Raw genomic sequence first — 19,789 nt, forward strand, 5'->3', positions numbered from 1 at the left:
GCAATAAAGTACAGGTTTCAGGTGCGAGGTTTCAGGTTTTAGGTAAAGCAGTTAGGTGTTAATTTTAACACTGTCACTTGGGTTGAGTTTTATCGAATCCATATGATAAAGCATGAAGGTGGCGCTTTTACCTTAGGCGTAGGTGCTTTGTAGCAACGTTCAACGAGTAATATTTAACGTCTAAGTTAATTGTTGGAAAAAGGTCACTTAGGTGGCCTTTTTTAATGCCTGTAATAAAATACAGGTTTCAGGTGCAAGGTTTCAGGTTTTAGGTAAAGCAGCTAGGTGTTAATTTTAACACTGTCACTTGGGTTGAGTTTTATGAAAATCGAGAATAAAAAACGCGGCTATGGGCCGCGTTATATATTGAAGCTAGTGTTAGTTATGTTTTTCTAACCTGATACCTGATACCTGATACCTGATACCTGATACCTGATACCTGATACCTGATACCTGATACCTGATACCTGATACCTAGTGTTTTTTCGCATACGCTTCGGCTTGCTTCCACACTCTTAGAGTATTGCCACTTAAAATCTTTTTAATATCGGTGTCACTGTAACCTCTGTCCATTAAGCCTTGAACTAGGTTAGGGTAGCTAGATACATCCTTTAAACCGATAGGCAGTGAGTCACCTACACCGTCGTAATCAGAGCCAATACCAACATGATCGATACCAATTAGCTTCACAACGTGATCAATATGATCAAGTACTTGCTCAAGACTAGCAAATGGGAAGGGGTTTTTAGCGCGGTACATCGCATCAAAATCTTTAGCTACTTTGTTGCCTTCTTCAGTAATTGTTTGTTTTTTACTTTTGAATTGATCGTACCAACTTCCGGCTTTTGAAGTAACAAAACTTGAACCAAAGTTAATTTGGATCACACCGCCGTTCTTTTTAAGAGCTAACAGCATGTCGTCATTCATATTACGCTCAAAACCCGGTGTGTATTTACGCAGTGATGAGTGTGACGCAATAACAGGTGTATTAGACAATTCCATCACTTGATAAAATGCATCATCCGAAATATGTGATACATCAATTAGCATCCCTATATTGTTCATTTCAGCAATCAGCTCTTTACCGAATGGGCTTAAGCCTTTCCACTTGCGACGAATATCGTATGATGAGTCAGAAATATGATTGCTTTGCGAGTGAGCTAGGGTGATGTAACGCACGCCACGGTCAAAAAAGTGCTGTAGGTTTTTCATTTCGCCTTCGATAGGCGATCCATTCTCCATCCCCATGGCAATCGACATTTTACCTTGCTTAAATTGTGCTTCTATATCGCTTGTTGAGCTGGCAATGGCAAACTTATCTGGGGCACGAAACGCAATCGCTTCCATACCATCAATCAATTGATTCGCTAATTGAAAGCTTTTACCTTTGCCTTCAAACTCTAAATGGGCAGGAATATAAATCGACATAAATGGCGCATTTAAGCCGCCTTTTACTGCACGAGGGTAGTCAAAATCGCCACCTTCAGTGGCTTTAGTTACATCCGCCCATTTATCATGAATACGGTAAGGTACATCAATGTGGGTGTCGATTAAAATGGTATCGTGAGCAAGCTTAATTGCTTTATCTGAAGGGGTTATTTCAGCGCTGACTGCGCCGGTTAATGCAATCGACATTGCAGCAACTAGTGAGCTTAGTTTTATCATTTATAATGGCTCTTTGAGTTAAAAAAGCCATTGTCTATTTTTACGCCGTGTCTGACAAGTTTACTCGTCGAATTGCGCTTCACTTTGCAGTGCTTTGAATTCACTTTTAGAGATTATGGTGACCGATTCGTGCAGTTCAGAGAAAAACACCATAGCTTCGCCGCTTTTTAATTGCTGATTTACTTGCGCCACTTTACTTTCAATACTGAATTCTTGTTCGCCATAGTCTGTACCTTCACGCAGTACATAGCTTTCAATTAGGTTGTACAGTGTGTCTTTATCAAGTTGTTCAAAAGGAATAATCATAGTCACTCTTTATCGGTGTTATTAAATACACATTGCTTAAAATAATTAGGCACCACTTGCTCTAACCAATACACCGGTTTAAACGGGTTGTTACCGCTAATAAAGCCAACGTGGCCGCCTTTTTCAGAGATACGCAGCGTAACATGCTCGCTTACATCCTGACTACTTGGAACTGCTTTAATCGACAGCATAGGGTCGTCTTTAGCATGAATAATTAGTGTAGGTGTCGCAATATCTTTTAAATACGGCATTGCACTGGCTTTTTCGTAGTAATCGTGTGCATTTTCAAAACCATGTAACGGTGCTGTAAGCTGGTTATCGAACTCTAATAAATCATCAATTTCCATTAATTGATCAGTGGTGATCGGTATCTGCTGTTTAATTTGCGGTAACTTACGTTGCATCGATTTTTTCATTCGATCGAGCAAGTATTTTTGATAAATTTTCCCCAAGCTTTTACGAATAACATCACTAGATGATGACAAATCATAGGGCGCAGATATCACGGCGGCTGCACTAAGCGGGCAGTGAATCTGTTCTTCACCTAAGTACTTAGCCAGTACATTCCCACCTAATGAAAAACCCACCGCCACAATCGGACGAGCTGGAAATTTTTGTTTTAAATGATTAATAAAAAAAGCTAAATCGGCGGTGTCGCCACTATGGTAGGCTCTTGGTAAGCGATTTACTTCGGTTGAGCAGTTTCTAAAGTGCATCAACACCACAGCAAAGCCTTGCTTTTTTAATGCCTTCATCATGCCTTTGGCATAAAAACTATTTATGTTGCCTTCAAGTCCATGAAGTACCACTGCAAGTGGGGCTGTTTCGTTATGCGGGAGTGACCAAGCAAGCTCGATAAAGTCACCGTCGGGGGTATCAAGTTGCGCAAGTTCGTAGCGAGTATGGTGAAAAGGGCGAAAAAAACGCGGCATTATGGTTTGAACGTGTCGGTTGGTCATCCACCATGCGGGTTTGAACTTAGGGATCATGTCTGTACTACGCACTTTGCAATAAACGAAGCGCTAGTGTAGCAAATTTTTTATATTTAAAAATAAAAAGCGCCTAATCAGTAAACTAATAAGGCGCTTTGTGCGTCGTGCTTAATGCTGTTCTTTAATGTCTGCATCGTGTACTTTTTTCATGAAAAAATACACAAAGAAGAGGCATAAACTAATAACGACGCCTAAAAATCCAAATGATAAAAATAGTACTGGGTCGCTAAAAAAATCTCTAAAGAATACGTCCATAATTGCCTCCTGATGTCTATGGGGTAATCATAGGCTGGCTTAGTGGTACTTGATATGATCCAGATCAAGCTATTTAACAGATTATAAAATGGGCAATGCAGATGTTGATTTTGATCAATAAAGTTAAGTCGATTTTGCACTTTTTAGTAAATTATCTGCGATTTTTTAATCACTTTTATAATAAAGATGGTCAGCAAAGTTCAGCTTTGAATAACCGCTGCTTTGTTTTAGGTTAAATAAAATAAACCTGGTGTTAAATATATTTGACATGGCTAAAAAGTGAACTTATAGTTTAAAAGTCAAAAATATTTTACTTGGAGTTAGCTTTATATGACTCGTTCAGAGCACTTTAAAGAACTTTTACAAAGCATAAGTTTTAGAGAACTGACGCTGAGTATCGATTTACTAGTAAGCGTGTACATATCTTACTTTTATGTAAACAGCCTAATGAATGCGAGTACGCAGCAGCTTAGTTCTGTTTCTTGGTTATCTGGCTTATTGCTACAGGTGTTAATTTATTCTGTGATACTTATAGTATTGAGCTATTTATTACTTACATTTATCAGTGATAATGAATTAAATCAGCCACCTGATGTGAGAGAAAAGCAAATAAATTTAGTGGGTTATAAATACAAGTCCATAATCTTACAGGCGGGAATTTGTGTTGCTATTTTTCAATATCAAATTGAAGCTAATAACTGGGGCCCAGCTATCGAATATAATATTCCATATTTACCAATGCATATCATGGTAGGCGCTTTTTTGATTGCCGAAATAGTCAATTACATAGCGCAGCTTTATAAAGGCAGAACGGGTGATATCTATGAGTGAGTATGCAATAACTAACTCTATTCGAACATTACGCTTTTTACGCGATGAAATGACGCAAAAGCAGTTAGCAGATGCTATTGGCGTAACGCGGCAAACGGTAATGGCAATTGAGGCAAATAAATATTCACCCACTTTAGAGGTGGCTTTTAAAATTTCTTTAGTTTTTAACTTACCTTTAGAAGAGGTATTTCAATACAAAACTAAAGATATATAGCTTGGTGTATAAAAGTAAACCAAAGTAACCATGTATATAAGAGCTAATATTCATAATATAAATGGCTTTATGATCTGATGAAATTAATAGTGAAAAATTATGACAAATATTTATCGCTGTTATTGGGCGTTGCACAAAGTGTTAAATTCATACTATTAACTTCATCAATCAATATTATTTGTTGCTGCTTTTCTAATTTTAGCTCGGCACCGAGAAGTGCTTTTCGAATTGCGGCGTAATCTGTAATCTCGGCTTGATTGGCTTTTAAGTAGGCACGTGTGGCTCGTAGAGGCTTCAATGCCAGCTTATCAAACTCACTAATTGATTGTTCAAGCTCATTTAGCTGTGTTTGGCTAATTGTTAGATTTAGAGAATCTAAGTAGTAAAGCAATAAGCACAGGTTTACGTTTTTACCTAGCTGGTTTTGATAATCCAACAGGCGCGTTTGCATGTCACCTTTGCTATAAAGGTCACATGCAAACTGCCAAAAATCGTTGCTGTTAAGCAAGTTCATCGGCGAATGCCTGCTCTTTTTGTTCCATTTCTTCAAGGGCCATAAGTAGCTCTTCTTCAACATCGTTAAGCTTAGGCGTAAGTGTGGCTTGTTTAGTAATTAACTCTTTAAGCTTGCCTTTATTTTCGTCGTTATAGAGAGTGTTATCGCCTAGCGCCTCTTCAACGTCAGCTAGTTCTGCAGCAAATTTATCTAATTGCTTTTCAAGTTTTTCAATTTGCTTTTTCAGCGGCTGAATCGCTTTTCTAAACTCGGCTTCTAAGCGCTTTTGCTCTTTACGGTTAACTTGTGAATGGGCTTTTGGCTCTTCGTCGGTGTCGTTTTTAGCGGCTTCTTTATTAGCATTAAGCAGCCACTGATAATATGCATCTAGGTCGTAGCCAAATTGGGTGACCTCGCCATTATCAACTAAATAAAATTCATCGGCGGTATTTTTAAGCATATGACGGTCATGCGATACCGTGACCATAGCGCCTTCAAAGCCTTGTAATGCCATAACTAAAGCGTGGCGCATTTCTAAATCAAGGTGGTTGGTTGGCTCATCGAGTAGTAGTAAATTTGGTTTTTGATAAACCAACATAGCCAGTACTAAACGGGCTTTTTCACCGCCAGAAAAGGGAGCCACAGGGTCGAGTGCTTTATCGCCTACAAAGGCAAAACCGCCTAAAAAGTCACGCAATGATTGTTCGCTGGCTTTAGGGTTTAAGCGTTGCAGGTGGGTGATGGCACTGGCTTTTAAGTCTAGAGACTCCAGTTGATGCTGCGCAAAGTAGCCAATGTTTAAGCCTTGGTGCTGAAACACTTCACCCGCTTGAGGCTGTAAGTCACCAGAAAGTAGTTTAATCAGTGTTGATTTACCTGCGCCATTTCTACCAAGTAGCGCAATACGACTACCTGGTACTAAGTTCAGCTTAATACTGTTTAAAATGGTGACATCGCCATAACCGGCTTTGGCTTTGTCAAGCGTCATTAGCGGATTAGGCAGAGCGGTTGGCTCGGCAAACTCAAAATCAAATGGTGAGTCAACATGTGCTGGGGCAAGTTTTTCCATGCGCTCTAGCGCTTTAACACGGCTTTGTGCCTGTTTGGCTTTACTGGCTTTGGCTTTAAAGCGGGTAATGAACTGCTCTAGGTGGGCAATTTGCTCTTGTTGTTTTTCAAACATGGCTTGCTGCTGCAATAGGCGCTCAGCTTTTTGGCGTTCAAACTGCGAGTAGTTACCTTTGTACACATTAATAAGTTGTTTATCTATATGCCAAATTTGATCAACCACAGCATCTAAAAACTCACGGTCGTGAGAAATAAGTACTAGCGTGCCGGTGTAGGCACGTAAAAAACGCTCGAGCCAATACACGGCATCTAAATCAAGGTGGTTTGTTGGCTCATCCAGTAACAGTAAGTCGGCATCGCGAATAAGCGCTTGGGCTAAGTTTAAGCGCATGCGCCAACCACCCGAAAATGCACTTACCGGGTTTTCTATTTGATTATTAGCAAAGCCTAAACCATGTAACAGCTCACCTGCTTTGGCTTCAATGCTATAGCCTTTAATATTTTCAAGCTGAATATGCACTTTAGCTTGAGTGTCGCCATCGTTATTTTGCTCGGCTTCACGCAACGCAATTCTTAGTGCGTAGTATTCAGGGTGGCCCTGCAGTACGTAATCTATAGCGCTTATTTCAAGGGCGGGGGTTTCTTGCTTTACTGAGGCCAGTGACCAATCTTTAGGAATACTGCAATTACCACCATCTAACGAAAGCTCAGACTTTAATAAACTAAATAGCGTTGACTTACCACAGCCATTGGCACCAACAAGGCCCACTTTGTGCTCTGGGAATAATGTAGCCGATGCATTTTTTAATAAAGCTTTGCCACCGCGAAGCAGTTCTATTTCTGAGATTTGGATCATAAATACGTTACTTTACTGTGCCTTGATTGAATTGCCGCCATTATAACACGGATCTTATTAGCCATATCAATCGTATCAAGTAGGCAAATATTGCGATAAAATAACGTTAGTCAAAACGGTAGGAAAAGCGAAGTGAAACATAAAAAACGATTTATTGCTGGAGCAACGTGTCCTGAGTGTAAAACTATGGATATGTTAATGCTTTACAAAGAGCACGACGTAGAAAAAGTTGAATGTATGCAGTGTGGTCATAAAATGGCTCAACCAGAGCAGGCTGTGCAGGCATCAACACGCCAATTTGAACAGATCATTGGCGTGTTTAATCCAGGCGACTAGCGCCTTGCTAGTTCTGCTTAATAATGCGGCGGCGGTGGCTCTGGCATATTCGACATCATAGGCTGTGATGACTGCGATTCTTTGAGTTTTTCAGCCAGCAACTCGGTTTGGCGCTTTATTTTTGCCAACTGTTGCTGGTGAACTTTTATTTCATCATTTAAAATTTCAATCGTTTCATCTTGAAAAGCCACTTTAGCCTCAAGTTCCATTAACCGATGTTCAATTGTGTTCATTTGGTTCTCGTATAATAAAGCGCTCAGCGATTCCGCTTGAGCTTTCAGTTAACAATGATTTACCGTTATCTGTAAATGTCACATCAAGTACCACTGCTGATTTTGGCTTGCTGCCTTCTCGCGGGGTCACTTGCCATGTTTGAATTTTTTCACCACTATTTAGCTGCCATAAATCCACTCGTTTGTTTGGTGAACCTGTTGCTAATAAAGTGCCTTGGTCGTTAAAGCGCACCGCAGTAAAAATTTTCTGACGCGCAATATACTTTAGTTTACTGACAAGGTCACCTGTAGTCAGCCTCCATACATTTGCTTGTGCCATACTGTCGGCGGTAAAAGCATAACGCCCTTGAGGATCTAAAGCGACTTGGGTCACTCTGGTTGGGTGATTAAAGCGATGAATAACTTGTCCACTTTGGGTATCCCATAAGTAGGCCACATAATCGTTTGAGCCGCTCAATGCATAGCGCCCATTAGGTGATAGGTCTACGGTGTTTACTTTATCTTGGTGGCCTAAAAATTCAATGCGTCTGCCAGTATTAAGGTTTATAAATACTACAACGCCATCGCTACGCCCGTATAAAACACTGTTGCCTTGGTTACTAATGGCAATATCGCGGATGCTGGCTTTTTGTATTTTATAAAAACCTTTATTTTTTCCTGAGGCAATATCCCAAACGGCGAAGGTGGTTTTTTCGGCGGTAACAGCCACGCTATTATCAAAAGCAATGGCTACAGCGTAAACAAGGCTATCTTGCGCTTGTTGTTGAAACCATTGGTATTTAAGGGCTTGCTGTTGATTATCCCAAAGTGCGACCCCATGATTGATAGAAGACACTAAGCTGTATTGACCATCATGCGAGAGTGCGGATGAGAAAGCACCTTGTGCCGTGTGCTCAAAGCTAGCCACTGCTTGTTGTTTTTCATCACTACATGCAATTGTTAATAAACAGCAGGTAGCAACTAAAAAAGTACGAAATAACGACATATTACAGGTATTTCCTCTTAACTCTTCGTGACTGAGAGGTTAGACTAGGTTGCGAAAAACGCCTAGGTTGTTTGTCTAATCACTGGATATGTTTTTAGTTTAGCTATTAAACAAGCAGCCTACCATGTAGGCCGTTAATCTTTAACTAGTAATATTACAATAAATGACAACTGCAAAGTGTGTCGGAGATTTAAAATGAGAAAGACGATTAAATTGTCATTGATTGCAGCGTCAGTTTTAGCGCTTACAGCTTGTAATCAAGAAGCAAAAAAAGAGCAAGCAGACGTTAAACTAGATACTGTAGCGCAACAACAAGCATACGGTATTGGTGCATCTGTAGGTAACTTTTTAAATAAAGACCTAGCGGATAAAAAAGAAATTGGTATCGAATTAGATCAAGCATTATTAATGCGTGGTTTTGAAGATGCACTTGCCGGTAATGCTAAAATTGACGAAGAGAAAATTCGTGAAGTATTAACAGCATTAGATGAGTCTGTGCGTACTAAACAAGAAGAAAAAGCAAAGGTAGAGTCTGAAAAAAGCAAAGTTGAGGGTGAAAAATACCTAGCTGATAATGCTAACAAAGAAGGCGTAATGGTTACTGAGTCTGGTTTACAGTACGAAGTAATGAGCGAAGGCGAAGGCGCTAAGCCAGTAGCGACTGACGTGGTTAAAGTACATTATAAAGGTACTCTTTTAGACGGTACCGAATTTGATAGCTCTTACTCACGCAACGAGCCAACAACTTTCCCACTAAACCGTGTTATTCCTGGTTGGACTGAAGGCTTACAGCTTATGCCTGTAGGTTCTAAGTATAAGTTTACTATCCCTTCAGATCTTGCTTACGGTGACCGTGACTTAGGTAAAATCCCTGCTAATTCAACACTTATTTTTGAAGTTGAATTATTAGAAATTCAAAATGATGCAGAAGCTGCCGCTGCAGAATAAGCGTTATTGATTAATAAAAAAGGGACTCAAGGTCCCTTTTTTATTGTGTTGAATAACTAATTAGTCAGTGTGATTAGAATATAAGTTATCAATTAACTCATCTTCAAGTGCAAAGCGCGCTTCGAGTGCTTCACCCATGACTGATAGGTCGTTATCAAATCCGGTTAATAAATCTTCTGCATCTACCTCTGCGTATTTATCGTTGAAATCCAGAGCAATGTCTGTGGTATCTGAAATACGTGGGTATATAGTATTAGCAAGCTGCTGGCTTTCTAGGCCTTTCTTTTCGCAAGCTTTGGCAATATCGTCGTACACTTCAAAGTGGCCGGCCGATAGGTAATCCATTAAGATTTGGCAAAATGCTTGAATTTGAGACGGTTCAGGCAAAGATTGATCTTTTTTCTCGTAAGGTGAAAAGCCCGCAATCTTACAATAAAGTACAATTAGCTCTTGGCGTTCGTTTAACCAATTGTCGATGACCGTATGGCTACCCCCCCACTTTTGTTGAGCTTTTTCTACACGCTTCAGCATAATTCTTCTCCTAAGCTGGGTTGGATTTTTAATTGGTATTAATGTTTATATTATCCAAGATATATTTAATTGACGTGTATATCAACAAGTAAAATAGATGTAATACCAGAGAGAGTTTTGTTTAAGGGAATAAGTTGTAAGTATTTATTTCAGGCAAGAAAAAACCACCTATTACGGTGGTTTAATTTCTTTATTAGGCTTGTTTAAACAAGCATTCTTATTTTTATTAGAGATTTTTATTATTTTTATATTAACGATTTTTGTTATTGTTTTGTTAACGCGGGAGTAACAATATCAAGCTTTTTTAAATGTTGCAAATAGTTTAATGAAAAGTTTTTTTATTAACGTTTGTTTGGTTGTTTTGTGTACAAAAAGAAGTGAAAATTAAAAATTACTTGATCTGGCGCTACTCTGTGGCGATTTAATCGCTTAGCGATAGAGGGGGCGCGAATATGGTGGTACAATCTTGCACAATTTCTAAAAGCCCTAGGACTCTATACGCTATGAGCGAATTAAAAAACGACCGTTATTTACGTGCCCTTGCCAAGCAACCTGTTGATGTCACGCCAGTATGGATGATGCGTCAAGCAGGGCGTTATTTACCTGAATACCGTGCTACACGTGCACAAGCGGGCGATTTTATGAGCCTGTGTAGAAATGCAGAGTTAGCCTGTGAAGTTACATTACAGCCTTTGCGCCGTTACCCACTAGATGCCGCTATTTTATTTAGTGATATTTTAACTATTCCCGATGCAATGGGATTAGGCTTGTACTTTGAAACGGGTGAAGGCCCTAAGTTTGAACGTCCAATTTCGTCACTAGCTGATGTTAAAAAAATTCCTAAACTCGATCCTACCGATGAGCTTGGCTATGTAATGAACGCCGTGAGCACCATTCGTCGTGAACTTAAAGGTGAAGTGCCATTAATTGGTTTCTCGGGTTCGCCTTGGACACTTGCAACTTATATGGTTGAAGGCGGAAGCAGTAAAGTTTTTGGTAAAATCAAAAAAATGGCCTTTGCTGAGCCACAAACACTGCATTTATTGCTTGATAAGCTAGCTGATTCAGTGATTGATTATTTAAACGCGCAAGTTAAAGCGGGTGCACAATCACTAATGATATTTGACTCATGGGGCGGGGTATTGAGCCCACGTGACTACAATGAGTTTTCACTGCAGTATATGCATAAAATCGTTGATGGCTTAATTCGCGAAAATGACGGCCGTAAAGTACCCGTTACTTTATTCACTAAAAATGGTGGCCAATGGATTGAGGCAATTGCAGCAACAGGTTGTGATGCAGTAGGCCTAGATTGGACGATTAATATTGGTGATGCTAAACGTCGTGTTGGCGATAAAGTGGCGCTACAAGGCAATATGGACCCATCAATGCTTCACGGCACGCCAGATCGTATTCGCCAAGAAGTGGGTACTATTTTAGAAGACTTTGGTACAGGCAATGGTCATGTATTTAACTTAGGTCATGGTATTACACCAGATGTTGACCCAGAAAATGCCGGTGTATTTATTAACGCCGTGCATGAGCTAAGTGCGCAATATCATAAATAGTTTCTAAATAACGATGAGTTATTAAAAAAGCCCGCTTGATTCAAGCGGGCTTTTTGTTACCTAGCGTTAAATATTACTTAAACAAGCGGTTTAAGCCATTTAATGCCGCAACCCGATAGGCTTCTGCCATAGTTGGGTAGTTAAACGTTGTATTTACAAAGTAGTCTATGGTGTTGCCACCATTTTTTTGTTCCATTATAGCTTGGCCAATGTGAACAATTTCAGAGGCACGCTCACCAAAGCAATGTACGCCAAGTACTTCTTTGGTTTCAGTGTGGAACAATATTTTTAAGCTACCCACATCGGTGCCTGCAATTTGTGCGCGTGCTAAGTGTTTAAATTGCGCACGTCCCACTTCGTACGGTACTTTTGCAGCAGTTAATTGCTGCTCTGTTTTACCGACAGAACTCATCTCAGGGATAGTATAAATACCGGCTGGAATATCAATAATCAACTTTTCATCGCAGTTACCACAAGCGATGGCATCAGCGGCAATTCGACCTTGATCAAAGGCAGCACTCGCAAGGCTTGGGTAGCCAATCACATCACCTACCGCATATACGTTATCTACTTCAGTTTGGTAGGTTTCGTTTACTTTTACTTGTCCGCGGCTATCTGCTTTTAAGCCAATCGCTTCTAAATTCAGTGTATCAGTATTACCGGTTCGGCCATTGGCAAATAAAATACAGTCAGCCTTTACACGTTTACCTGATTTTAAATGCATGATAACGCAGTCATCGCGGGTTTCAATGCGATCAAATTCTTCGTTATGACGAATAACAATACCGCTATTCCAAAAGTGATAGCTAAGCGCATCAGATATTTCTGTATCCATAAACGCAAGTAGGCGATCGCGAGTATTTACTAAGTCGACTTTGGCACCTAGCCCTTTAAAAATAGACGCATATTCACAACCAATTACACCCGCGCCGTATATAAGTACGCGATGCGGATCGTGTTCAAGGCCTAAAATTGTGTCACTTTCATAAATACGCGAATGGGTGAAATCAACTCCTGGTGGGCGATAAGGGCGTGAGCCGGTAGCAATAACAATAGTTTGTGCAGTTAGGCGTTCAGTTGAACCGTCATTACGTCTAATTTCAATAGTGTGCTTATCAACAAAGCTAGCATCGCCTTGAAACATATGAATGCGGTTACGATCGTAAAAGCTGCTGCGTAAGTTTGATTGCTTTGAAATTACCGAGCTGGCATGGCGTAAAATATCTGGAAAAGTAAGTCTTACTGGGCGCTCACCTACGTTAAACAAAGGGTTTGCTTTGTATTCGATATAGCGACTAACCGAATGGCGAAGTGCCTTTGAAGGAATGGTTCCCCAGTGAACACAACCACCACCAACAGCAGTTTGGCGTTCAATAACCGCTACTTTTTTGTTACTTTTAGAGAGGTTCATAGCGGTCCCTTCACCGCCAGGACCCGTGCCAATAATGATTGCATCATATTGGTAGCTCACGGGTACTTTTTTCTTTTCTGGTTGTTTGGCCACAGCCACTCCTATTTTAACTAAAAGAGGCTTTTAATAACCTCGCATTAAGTGCTAGCCATGCCTGTTTTTGTGTTTCCCAGGCGGCTTCAAGCTCGTGATATTGTGCCATTAATGCCGAGCATTCACACTGCTTTGCCATATTATTTTTTTTAGCTTCCAACACTTGTTTTTGTAATGAGCAATAATTTTGCAGCTTTTTAAGCAACAAATCGTACTCTTGTTGTAATAATGTAAGCTTATCTTGCGCTAAAGGCAATTTTGCAAGGCGACCTTGTGTTTTGCTCATTAAGGTTTCTGCTTTAGCTTTTTCAATGCGCTCAACCGGTGTGCGCTTTAATTTACTCGCTAAACCAATAGCAGCGAGTGAGCGGATCATCCATTTTGTTGGGTCGTAATGAAACCATTTAATGCCATTGCGGTAATCGCTCGCAAAAATATGATGAAAGTTATGATAACCCTCCCCATAAGTAAATAAGGCTAAAAAGCCATTATCGCGTGCGGTATTTTTTTCTGTGTAAGGGCGAGAACCCCAAATGTGCGCAACAGAGTTAATAAAAAAGGTAAAATGCTGACTCAGTACTAAACGCAATAAGCCTGCTAACAGTAACATGCCCCATACATCACCGAGTATTAAACCGAGTACTAGCGGTAAACCAACATTCATGGCAATCACTAACTTTAAGTAATGCTTGTGTTGCCACATAACAATTTTATTTCGCTGTAAATCACGACAGTTGCTGTAGTCATCGTAGCTGTCGCCTTGGTAGTCACGTAGCATCCAACCAATGTGGCTATACCAAAAGCCATTTGTGGCGGCATAAGGGTCTTTTACAGGGTCATCAACTTGACCGTGGTGAATACGATGATCGCTGCTCCAATGCAGTGCACTGTTTTGCAAAGCAAACGCGCCGCCTAAGGCAAAAATAAATTCAACGACCGGGTGTGCGTTGTAAGTTTTGTGCGCCCATAAACGATGGTAACCCGCAGTGATCGATAATCCTGCAAAAAACATGCAAGCTACAAAAGCAGCCCATTGTGTGCCTGTAAAGCCATAGTTAAACCCATACCAAGGTACAAGTGTAACAGCAGCCAAAAACGTCAGGCTAAAGAAAAGGACGTTGGTCCATATAAGTGGTGGTTTTTTCATCTTTCTCATTTCTCAGCGTACAACTGTACGCTAAAATAATATTTCAATCTGCTGCCGTCAAGTATTAGACTGTACTATTAGCTATTTTTTTAATTAAAAATTTATTACAAATTCATTCAGGGAGCTGTTGATGTCGGGCGTTAGAGCACAACAGAAACAAAAAACACGACAAGCATTAATTGAAGCTGCTTTTAATCAGCTTAGTGCTGATCATAGCTTTTCAAATTTGAGCTTGCGTGAAGTAGCGCGCGAAGCCGGTATTGCGCCCACCTCTTTTTATCGTCACTTTAAAGATATGAACGAGCTAGGTTTAACCATGGTTGATGAAGCGGGTTTAACGCTGCGTCAGCTGATGCGTCAAGCTCGTAGGCGAATAGCCAGTGGCGGCAGTGTAATAAATACGTCTGTGGTTACTTTTATGGAGTTTATTGATAACTCTAGTAATCAATTTAGATTATTGCTGCGTGAACGCTCAGGTACCTCAAAAGCATTTAGAGCGGCAGTAGCACGTGAAGTGAAACACTTTATTTTAGAGCTTGCTCATTATTTAGAAAGTGAAACGCCCTGTGATGCGATTCATGCGTATATTCAGGCAGAGGCTATGGTTACGTTGGTATTTAATGCTGGCGCCGAAGCGCTAGATATTGAAGGCCAGCAACGCGATGAATTAATTGAGCGAGTTATTTGGCAGTTACGCTATATTACTCGTGGTGCGTCAAATTACGTACGCGCAGAAAAGAAAGAGTAAATATTAAAAAAAGTTAAAATAAGCACTGTACTTTACGGTGCTTGTTAATTTAAACGCCACGCCCTCCAAAGTTGAATTCTTTATCTGTTTTTTATCTCTTCATTGAATTTAAAATCCCTTAAAAGTCTTGTGTAATTATTTTTATGGCATTTTTATGCTTGCACCTACTGCGCTGCAATGATAAAAATAAGCCTCATTGGACACACACACAAGAAAACAAATGCAAACTAATCGTTTAATTACACTAAAACTAAACCTCTTACTGCTGTGGCAAGTGAGCGGGGATTAGTGTGTTTGCATTGAGCTAAACAACAAAACCCCGCAATTGCGGGGTTTTTTTTATCTCGCTGCAGGGATAAATCGAAATTTGGGTAACACAGGAATGAGGGGCAGTTATGCAAGAGCAAGATAAAGTATGGATTTTTGATACCACCTTACGCGATGGCGAACAGGCACTTAAAGCAAGCCTGACTGAAGATGATAAAATTCAACTAGCGCATACCATTAGCCGCTTAAATGTGGATGTAATGGAAGTGGGGTTTCCGGTGTCGAGCCCAGCTGACTTTCGCTCAGTGCAACGTATTGCCACCGAGGTTAAAGGCCCTATTATTTGTGGCTTAGCTCGCTCGGTTGCCAAAGATATCGAGGCCTGTGGCAATGCGCTGCGCGCTGCACAGCAAAGCCGTATTCATACTTTTATTGCCACCAGCCCGCTTCATCTTGAACACAAGTTGCGTATGAGTCTTGATGATGCCACTGCAATGGCTGTTAAATCTATTAAATTAGCGCGTAACTATACCGATGATGTTGAGTTTTCGTGTGAAGATGCTGGGCGTACACCGCATTGGGATTTATGCAAAATTGTTGAGCAAGCTATTAATGCCGGTGCATCCACGATTAACTTGCCAGATACCGTCGGTTTTGTAACGCCAGATGAATACGCAGCAATGATCCGTCATTTAATGAACAACGTGCCAAATATTGATAAAGCCCGTTTAAGTGTGCATTGCCATAACGACTTAGGCTTAGCCGTTGCTAACTCTGTTGCTGCCGTTCAAGCTGGTGCGCGCCAAATCGAATGCACCATTAATGGTATAGGGGAGCGCGCGGGTAATTGTTCACTTGAAGAAGTGGCGATGATCATGAAAATGCGCAAAGACCATTTAAACGTATATACCGATATAAAAAGCGAAGAAATTTACCGCGCCTCTCGCCAAGTAGCCAAAATTTGTAATATGCCGGTACAGCCAAATAAAGCGATTGTTGGCGAAAATGCGTTTGCCCACAGTTCAGGTATTCACCAAGATGGTGTCTTAAAAGCACAAAATACCTATGAAATTATGTCACCTGAAAGTGTGGGTGTGCCAAGTAATCAATTAAATATGACCTCGCGTTCAGGGCGTCATGTTATAGAGCACCGCTTAGAAGAGTTAGGTTATCAAAAATCTGATTACGACATGGATAGCTTATACCAAAGTTTCGTTGCGTTAGCTGACCAAAAAGGCACAGTATATGACTACGACCTAGAAGCAATGATTTACTTTAATCAAATCAGCGACAAAGATGAAAAATATCAATTAGAGTTTGTTCACTCTACGTCGAACTCTCAATCGGTAGCCAGCTCAACGATAGGTTTGTTGATTGATGGCGAAGCAAAACAAGAAGCGGCCACAGGTAACGGCCCAGTTGAAGCCTCATTCGCAGCCATTGAGCGCTTAACCGGTATGAGCGTTGAAATGATTGAATACAATTTAGAGGCCACCGGCCAAGGCGCAAGCTCATTAGGGCAAGTGAATATTATTGCTAAATATGATGGTCGTCCTTACCACGGTGCCGGTATTGCGGCCGATGTGGTCGAAGCCTCTGTACGCGCAATGGTTCGCGTTTATAACTTAATTTATCGAGCACAAAAAGTGTCTGATTTGAAACAACAAAGGAAAGCAGGATGAGTAAAACACATTACAGCGTTGCCGTATTAGCGGGCGACGGTATTGGCCCAGAAGTTATGGCAGCTGCAGAGCAAGTGCTTGATGCAGTAAGTGATAAGTTTGGCTTTACTCTGAACCGTGAACACCATGCTATTGGTGGCGCTGCCATTGATGAATGTGGCAAAGCACTTCCTGATACGACCTTAAAAGCATGTGAAAACGCCGATGCTATTTTATTTGGCTCCGTGGGCGGCCCTAAGTGGGAGCATTTACCACCGAATGACCAACCAGAGCGCGCGTCATTGTTACCACTGCGAAAGCACTTTGGTTTGTTTTGTAACTTACGTCCAGCACAGTTATTACCCGCATTAAGCGCTGCATCGCCGCTTCGTGCAGATATTAGCGAAAAAGGCTTTGATATTTTATGTGTGCGTGAGCTAACCGGCGGTATTTATTTTGGTGAGAAAGGCCGCAGTGGCGAAGGGGCAGAAGAAACCGCATTTGATACCCAAACCTATTCACGCAAAGAAATAGAGCGCATTGCACGCTTTGCTTTTGAGGCCGCTAAATTACGCAGCAATCATGTGACCTCGGTTGATAAAGCCAATGTACTGGCATCAAGTGTACTGTGGCGTGAAGTAGTCACTGAAGTCAGTAAAGACTTTCCAGAAGTGAGCTTAGATTACATTTATGTAGATAACGCAGCGATGCAGCTAGTTAAACAACCAAGCCAGTTTGATGTATTACTTTGCGATAATTTATTTGGTGATATTTTATCGGACGAGTGCGCGATGATCACCGGCTCAATGGGGTTATTACCGTCGGCAAGTTTGAATCAATCAGGCTTTGGCTTGTATGAACCCGCGGGTGGTTCAGCGCCTGATATCGCCGGGAGAGGGGTGGCAAACCCAATCGCACAAATTTTAAGTGCCGCATTAATGCTACGTTATTCATTAGGCCAAGACGAAGCGGCTCGCACCATTGAAAAAGCAGTTGCAGAGGCGGTTGAAGCCGGTGTGGGAACGCCGGATATTTATCCGCAGGGCGGCTATACCACCACCGATGTAGCAGCGGCCATCGTTTCACGCATTTAATTATTAAAGCCACAGCACCGTCAGGCTGTGGCTCAATCAGATCAGGGAGTTAGCAAGTGGCCCAAACCTTATACAATAAAATTTGGCAAGCACATACTGTTGCCAGCATTAATGAGCAAACCGATTTACTTTATATTGACCGTCATTTAGTACATGAGGTGACGTCACCACAAGCATTTGCAGGCTTACGTGAAAAAAATCGTAAAGTGCGCTGTCCAGAAAAAACCATTGCCACCATGGATCATAATGTTTCAACTAAAAGTCGTTCACTGGATGCAGCCAGCGAAGTCTCTAAAAATCAATTAATGGCACTGGATGCAAACTGTAAAGAATTTGGTATTTTGTTGTACGACTTAAATTCAGTAAACCAAGGCATAGTGCATGTTATTGGCCCAGAGCAGGGGATTACTTTACCAGGTACCACTATAGTCTGCGGCGATAGCCATACTTCAACGCATGGTGCGTTTGGTGCCTTGGCACATGGTATTGGAACCTCAGAAGTTGAGCACGTATTAGCTACGCAAACGCTACAGCAAAAAAAGGCTAAGTCGTTAAAAATTCAAATTAACGGTGTGTTACGCCCAACAGTAACTGCTAAAGATTTAATTATGGCGGTTATAGGTAAACTAGGCACTGCTGGTGGTACGGGTTATGTGGCTGAATTTTGTGGTGAAGGCATAGAGGCGCTTTCGATGGAAGCGCGTATGACGCTATGTAATATGAGTATTGAAATGGGTGCCAAGGCCGGTTTAATTGCCCCAGACAAGGTAACGTATGACTACTTAAAAGGGCGCCCATTTGCACCAAAAGGCGCTGACTTTGACGCTGCAGTTGCCTACTGGGAAACCTTAAAAACTGATGAGGGCGCAACCTTTGACTTAGAGGTAGAACTAGATGCCGTTAATATTCAACCACAGATCACCTGGGGGACTAACCCAGAGCAAGTGATTGGCGTTGACGAATGTATTCCAGATCCAGAAAAAGAAACCGATTTAATTAAAGCTGATGCTATTCGTAGTGCACTTAAATACATGGGTTTAAAAGCGGGCGATAAGTTATCAACTGCCAAAGTAGACACAGTATTTATTGGCTCATGCACCAACAGTCGCATTGAAGATCTACGCGCCGCAGCAAAAATTGTTGAAGGCAAGCAAGTGGTTGCTGGCGTTGAGGCATTAATTGTTCCGGGCTCAGGTTTGGTTAAACAGCAAGCAGAAGATGAAGGCCTTGCCGACATATTTAAAGCTGCAGGGTTTGAATGGCGTGAGCCGGGTTGTTCTATGTGTTTAGCAATGAATGACGACCGTTTAGGCGCAGGTAAACGCTGTGCATCTACATCTAACCGTAATTTTGAAGGACGCCAAGGGCGAGGCGGGCGTACACACTTAGTGAGTCCTGCAATGGCGGCAGCAGCAGCAATACATGGCCACTTTGTTGATATTAGAGGAGAAGCCTAATGAGCATTTATTTTAGCGGCTTAATGGCCCCACTTGATAAAAACAATGTCGATACCGACCAAATTATTCCTAAGCAGTTTTTAACTTCAACCAGCCGTGATGGATTTGATGCTGCGCTATTTTACGATTGGCGTTATTTAGATAATGGCGAGCCAAACCCTGAATTTATTTTAAATCGTCCTTGTTACCAAGGTGCGCAAATATTATTAACGCGCGATAATTTTGGCTGTGGCTCATCACGCGAGCACGCACCATGGGCGCTTAAACAATATGGTTTTGAAGTGATTTTGGCTGAAAGCTTTGCTGATATTTTCTTTAATAACTGTGGTAATAACCAAATGCTTGCTATTGCATTGCCAGCGCAAATATTAGAAGACTTATTTGTGTTAAGTGAGCGGCATGACGATATTCACATTGATGTGGATTTAGAAAACCAGCAATTGCGCAGCAATAAATTTGCGCCAATCAGCTTTGATATTCGCAAAGACGTGAAAGAGCGTTTATTAAGTGGCTTAGACTTTATCGGTGTAACCGAGACCCTGAATCCGCAAATTGATGCGTTTGAAGCAAAACTTGCCGCTGAGCGTCCTTGGCAGTAACACTTTTACATATGAAACTTGAGCGCAA

At 41.2% G+C, this 19,789-nt stretch carries 20 protein-coding genes; 10 read left to right on the forward strand and 10 right to left on the reverse strand.

Going from position 1 to position 19,789, the window contains the following annotated elements; all coding sequences use genetic code 11:
* Window positions 1–474: 474 nt before the first annotated feature.
* The 3 genes from AC27JR_RS12655 to AC27JR_RS12665 are packed head-to-tail and all read right to left on the reverse strand — an operon-like array spanning window position 475 to window position 2,960.
* Window positions 475–1,665 carry a dipeptidase gene (locus AC27JR_RS12655; protein WP_487173801.1) on the reverse strand — a complete coding sequence of 397 codons (1,191 nt, stop codon included), beginning with the start codon at window positions 1,663–1,665 and terminating at the stop codon, window positions 475–477.
* A 60-nt stretch (window positions 1,666–1,725) separates the two neighbouring features.
* Window positions 1,726–1,971 (reverse strand): YheU family protein, encoded by a 246-nt coding sequence (locus AC27JR_RS12660; RefSeq protein WP_008114225.1) that lies wholly within the window; start codon window positions 1,969–1,971, stop codon window positions 1,726–1,728.
* Between the two features lie 2 nt (window positions 1,972–1,973).
* Window positions 1,974–2,960 carry a hydrolase gene (locus AC27JR_RS12665; protein ID WP_487173802.1) on the reverse strand — a complete coding sequence of 329 codons (987 nt, stop codon included), beginning with the start codon at window positions 2,958–2,960 and terminating at the stop codon, window positions 1,974–1,976.
* Window positions 2,961–3,548: 588 nt separating this feature from the next.
* On the opposite strand from AC27JR_RS12665, the gene AC27JR_RS12670 reads away from it, so the two are divergent.
* On the forward strand, window positions 3,549–4,049 hold the full coding sequence (locus tag AC27JR_RS12670; RefSeq protein ID WP_487173803.1) for a hypothetical protein: 501 nt from the start codon (window positions 3,549–3,551) through the stop codon (window positions 4,047–4,049).
* Window positions 4,042–4,263, forward strand: coding sequence for a helix-turn-helix transcriptional regulator (locus AC27JR_RS12675; protein WP_010392331.1), 222 nt, complete (start codon window positions 4,042–4,044; stop codon window positions 4,261–4,263). Before AC27JR_RS12670 ends, AC27JR_RS12675 begins: the two co-directional genes overlap by 8 nt.
* A gap of 97 nt (window positions 4,264–4,360) precedes the next feature.
* Here the strand turns inward: AC27JR_RS12675 and AC27JR_RS12680 are convergent, their stop codons facing one another.
* Both AC27JR_RS12680 and AC27JR_RS12685 read right to left on the reverse strand, forming a co-directional pair.
* Complete coding sequence (locus AC27JR_RS12680) at window positions 4,361–4,777, reverse strand: TIGR02444 family protein (RefSeq protein WP_487173804.1); 417 nt, start codon at window positions 4,775–4,777, stop codon at window positions 4,361–4,363.
* Window positions 4,764–6,683: an ATP-binding cassette domain-containing protein gene (locus tag AC27JR_RS12685; protein WP_487173805.1), complete on the reverse strand. Its 1,920-nt coding sequence runs from the start codon at window positions 6,681–6,683 to the stop codon at window positions 4,764–4,766. Before AC27JR_RS12685 ends, AC27JR_RS12680 begins: the two co-directional genes overlap by 14 nt.
* 132 nt (window positions 6,684–6,815) lie before the next feature.
* Between AC27JR_RS12685 and AC27JR_RS12690 the strand changes: the two genes are divergently transcribed.
* A complete protein-coding gene (locus AC27JR_RS12690; RefSeq protein WP_008114218.1) occupies window positions 6,816–7,019 on the forward strand; it encodes a YheV family putative zinc ribbon protein in 204 nt (67 codons plus the stop codon).
* Between the two features lie 17 nt (window positions 7,020–7,036).
* Here AC27JR_RS12690 and AC27JR_RS12695 read toward each other — a convergent pair whose 3' ends face one another.
* A complete protein-coding gene (locus AC27JR_RS12695) occupies window positions 7,037–7,252 on the reverse strand; it encodes a SlyX family protein (RefSeq protein WP_008465625.1) in 216 nt (71 codons plus the stop codon).
* Entirely contained in the window at window positions 7,239–8,237 is a 999-nt protein-coding gene (locus AC27JR_RS12700) for a WD40 repeat domain-containing protein (protein ID WP_487173806.1), read from the reverse strand. The genes AC27JR_RS12695 and AC27JR_RS12700 overlap by 14 nt, the downstream gene beginning before the upstream one ends.
* A 195-nt stretch (window positions 8,238–8,432) precedes the next feature.
* Here AC27JR_RS12700 and fkpA point away from each other — a divergent pair, with 195 nt between their 5' ends.
* Entirely contained in the window at window positions 8,433–9,185 is a 753-nt protein-coding gene (fkpA, locus tag AC27JR_RS12705) for an FKBP-type peptidyl-prolyl cis-trans isomerase (protein ID WP_372858679.1), read from the forward strand.
* A 60-nt stretch (window positions 9,186–9,245) separates the two neighbouring features.
* On the opposite strand, the gene AC27JR_RS12710 is transcribed toward fkpA, so the two are convergent.
* The gene (locus AC27JR_RS12710) at window positions 9,246–9,716 is read right to left on the reverse strand and encodes an Rsd/AlgQ family anti-sigma factor (RefSeq protein ID WP_008465622.1); all 471 of its coding nucleotides are present in this window, start codon (window positions 9,714–9,716) and stop codon (window positions 9,246–9,248) included.
* A gap of 503 nt (window positions 9,717–10,219) precedes the next feature.
* Between AC27JR_RS12710 and hemE the strand changes: the two genes are divergently transcribed.
* Window positions 10,220–11,284: a uroporphyrinogen decarboxylase gene (gene hemE, locus AC27JR_RS12715; protein ID WP_008114207.1), complete on the forward strand. Its 1,065-nt coding sequence runs from the start codon at window positions 10,220–10,222 to the stop codon at window positions 11,282–11,284.
* 73 nt (window positions 11,285–11,357) lie between these two features.
* On the opposite strand, the gene sthA is transcribed toward hemE, so the two are convergent.
* Both sthA and AC27JR_RS12725 read right to left on the reverse strand, forming a co-directional pair.
* Window positions 11,358–12,788 carry a Si-specific NAD(P)(+) transhydrogenase gene (gene sthA / locus AC27JR_RS12720; RefSeq protein WP_487173807.1) on the reverse strand — a complete coding sequence of 477 codons (1,431 nt, stop codon included), beginning with the start codon at window positions 12,786–12,788 and terminating at the stop codon, window positions 11,358–11,360.
* Window positions 12,789–12,801: 13 nt separating this feature from the next.
* The gene (locus AC27JR_RS12725; protein WP_487173808.1) at window positions 12,802–13,935 is read right to left on the reverse strand and encodes an acyl-CoA desaturase; all 1,134 of its coding nucleotides are present in this window, start codon (window positions 13,933–13,935) and stop codon (window positions 12,802–12,804) included.
* Window positions 13,936–14,065: 130 nt separating this feature from the next.
* Between AC27JR_RS12725 and fabR the strand changes: the two genes are divergently transcribed.
* The 5 genes from fabR to leuD all read left to right on the forward strand — a co-directional run bounded on the left by fabR (window position 14,066) and on the right by leuD (window position 19,761).
* Window positions 14,066–14,683 (forward strand): HTH-type transcriptional repressor FabR, encoded by a 618-nt coding sequence (gene fabR, locus AC27JR_RS12730; RefSeq protein WP_013466159.1) that lies wholly within the window; start codon window positions 14,066–14,068, stop codon window positions 14,681–14,683.
* Between the two features lie 395 nt (window positions 14,684–15,078).
* Window positions 15,079–16,632, forward strand: coding sequence for a 2-isopropylmalate synthase (gene leuA / locus AC27JR_RS12735; protein WP_487173809.1), 1,554 nt, complete (start codon window positions 15,079–15,081; stop codon window positions 16,630–16,632).
* Window positions 16,629–17,705, forward strand: coding sequence for a 3-isopropylmalate dehydrogenase (leuB, locus tag AC27JR_RS12740; protein ID WP_487173810.1), 1,077 nt, complete (start codon window positions 16,629–16,631; stop codon window positions 17,703–17,705). The genes leuA and leuB overlap by 4 nt, the downstream gene beginning before the upstream one ends.
* A 56-nt stretch (window positions 17,706–17,761) precedes the next feature.
* Entirely contained in the window at window positions 17,762–19,162 is a 1,401-nt protein-coding gene (leuC, locus tag AC27JR_RS12745) for a 3-isopropylmalate dehydratase large subunit (protein WP_487173811.1), read from the forward strand.
* On the forward strand, window positions 19,162–19,761 hold the full coding sequence (leuD, locus tag AC27JR_RS12750) for a 3-isopropylmalate dehydratase small subunit (RefSeq protein ID WP_372858684.1): 600 nt from the start codon (window positions 19,162–19,164) through the stop codon (window positions 19,759–19,761). Before leuC ends, leuD begins: the two co-directional genes overlap by 1 nt.
* The last annotated feature ends 28 nt before the right edge of the window (window positions 19,762–19,789 follow it).

It is taken from the genome of Pseudoalteromonas sp. NH0006-26, from assembly GCF_057552415.1.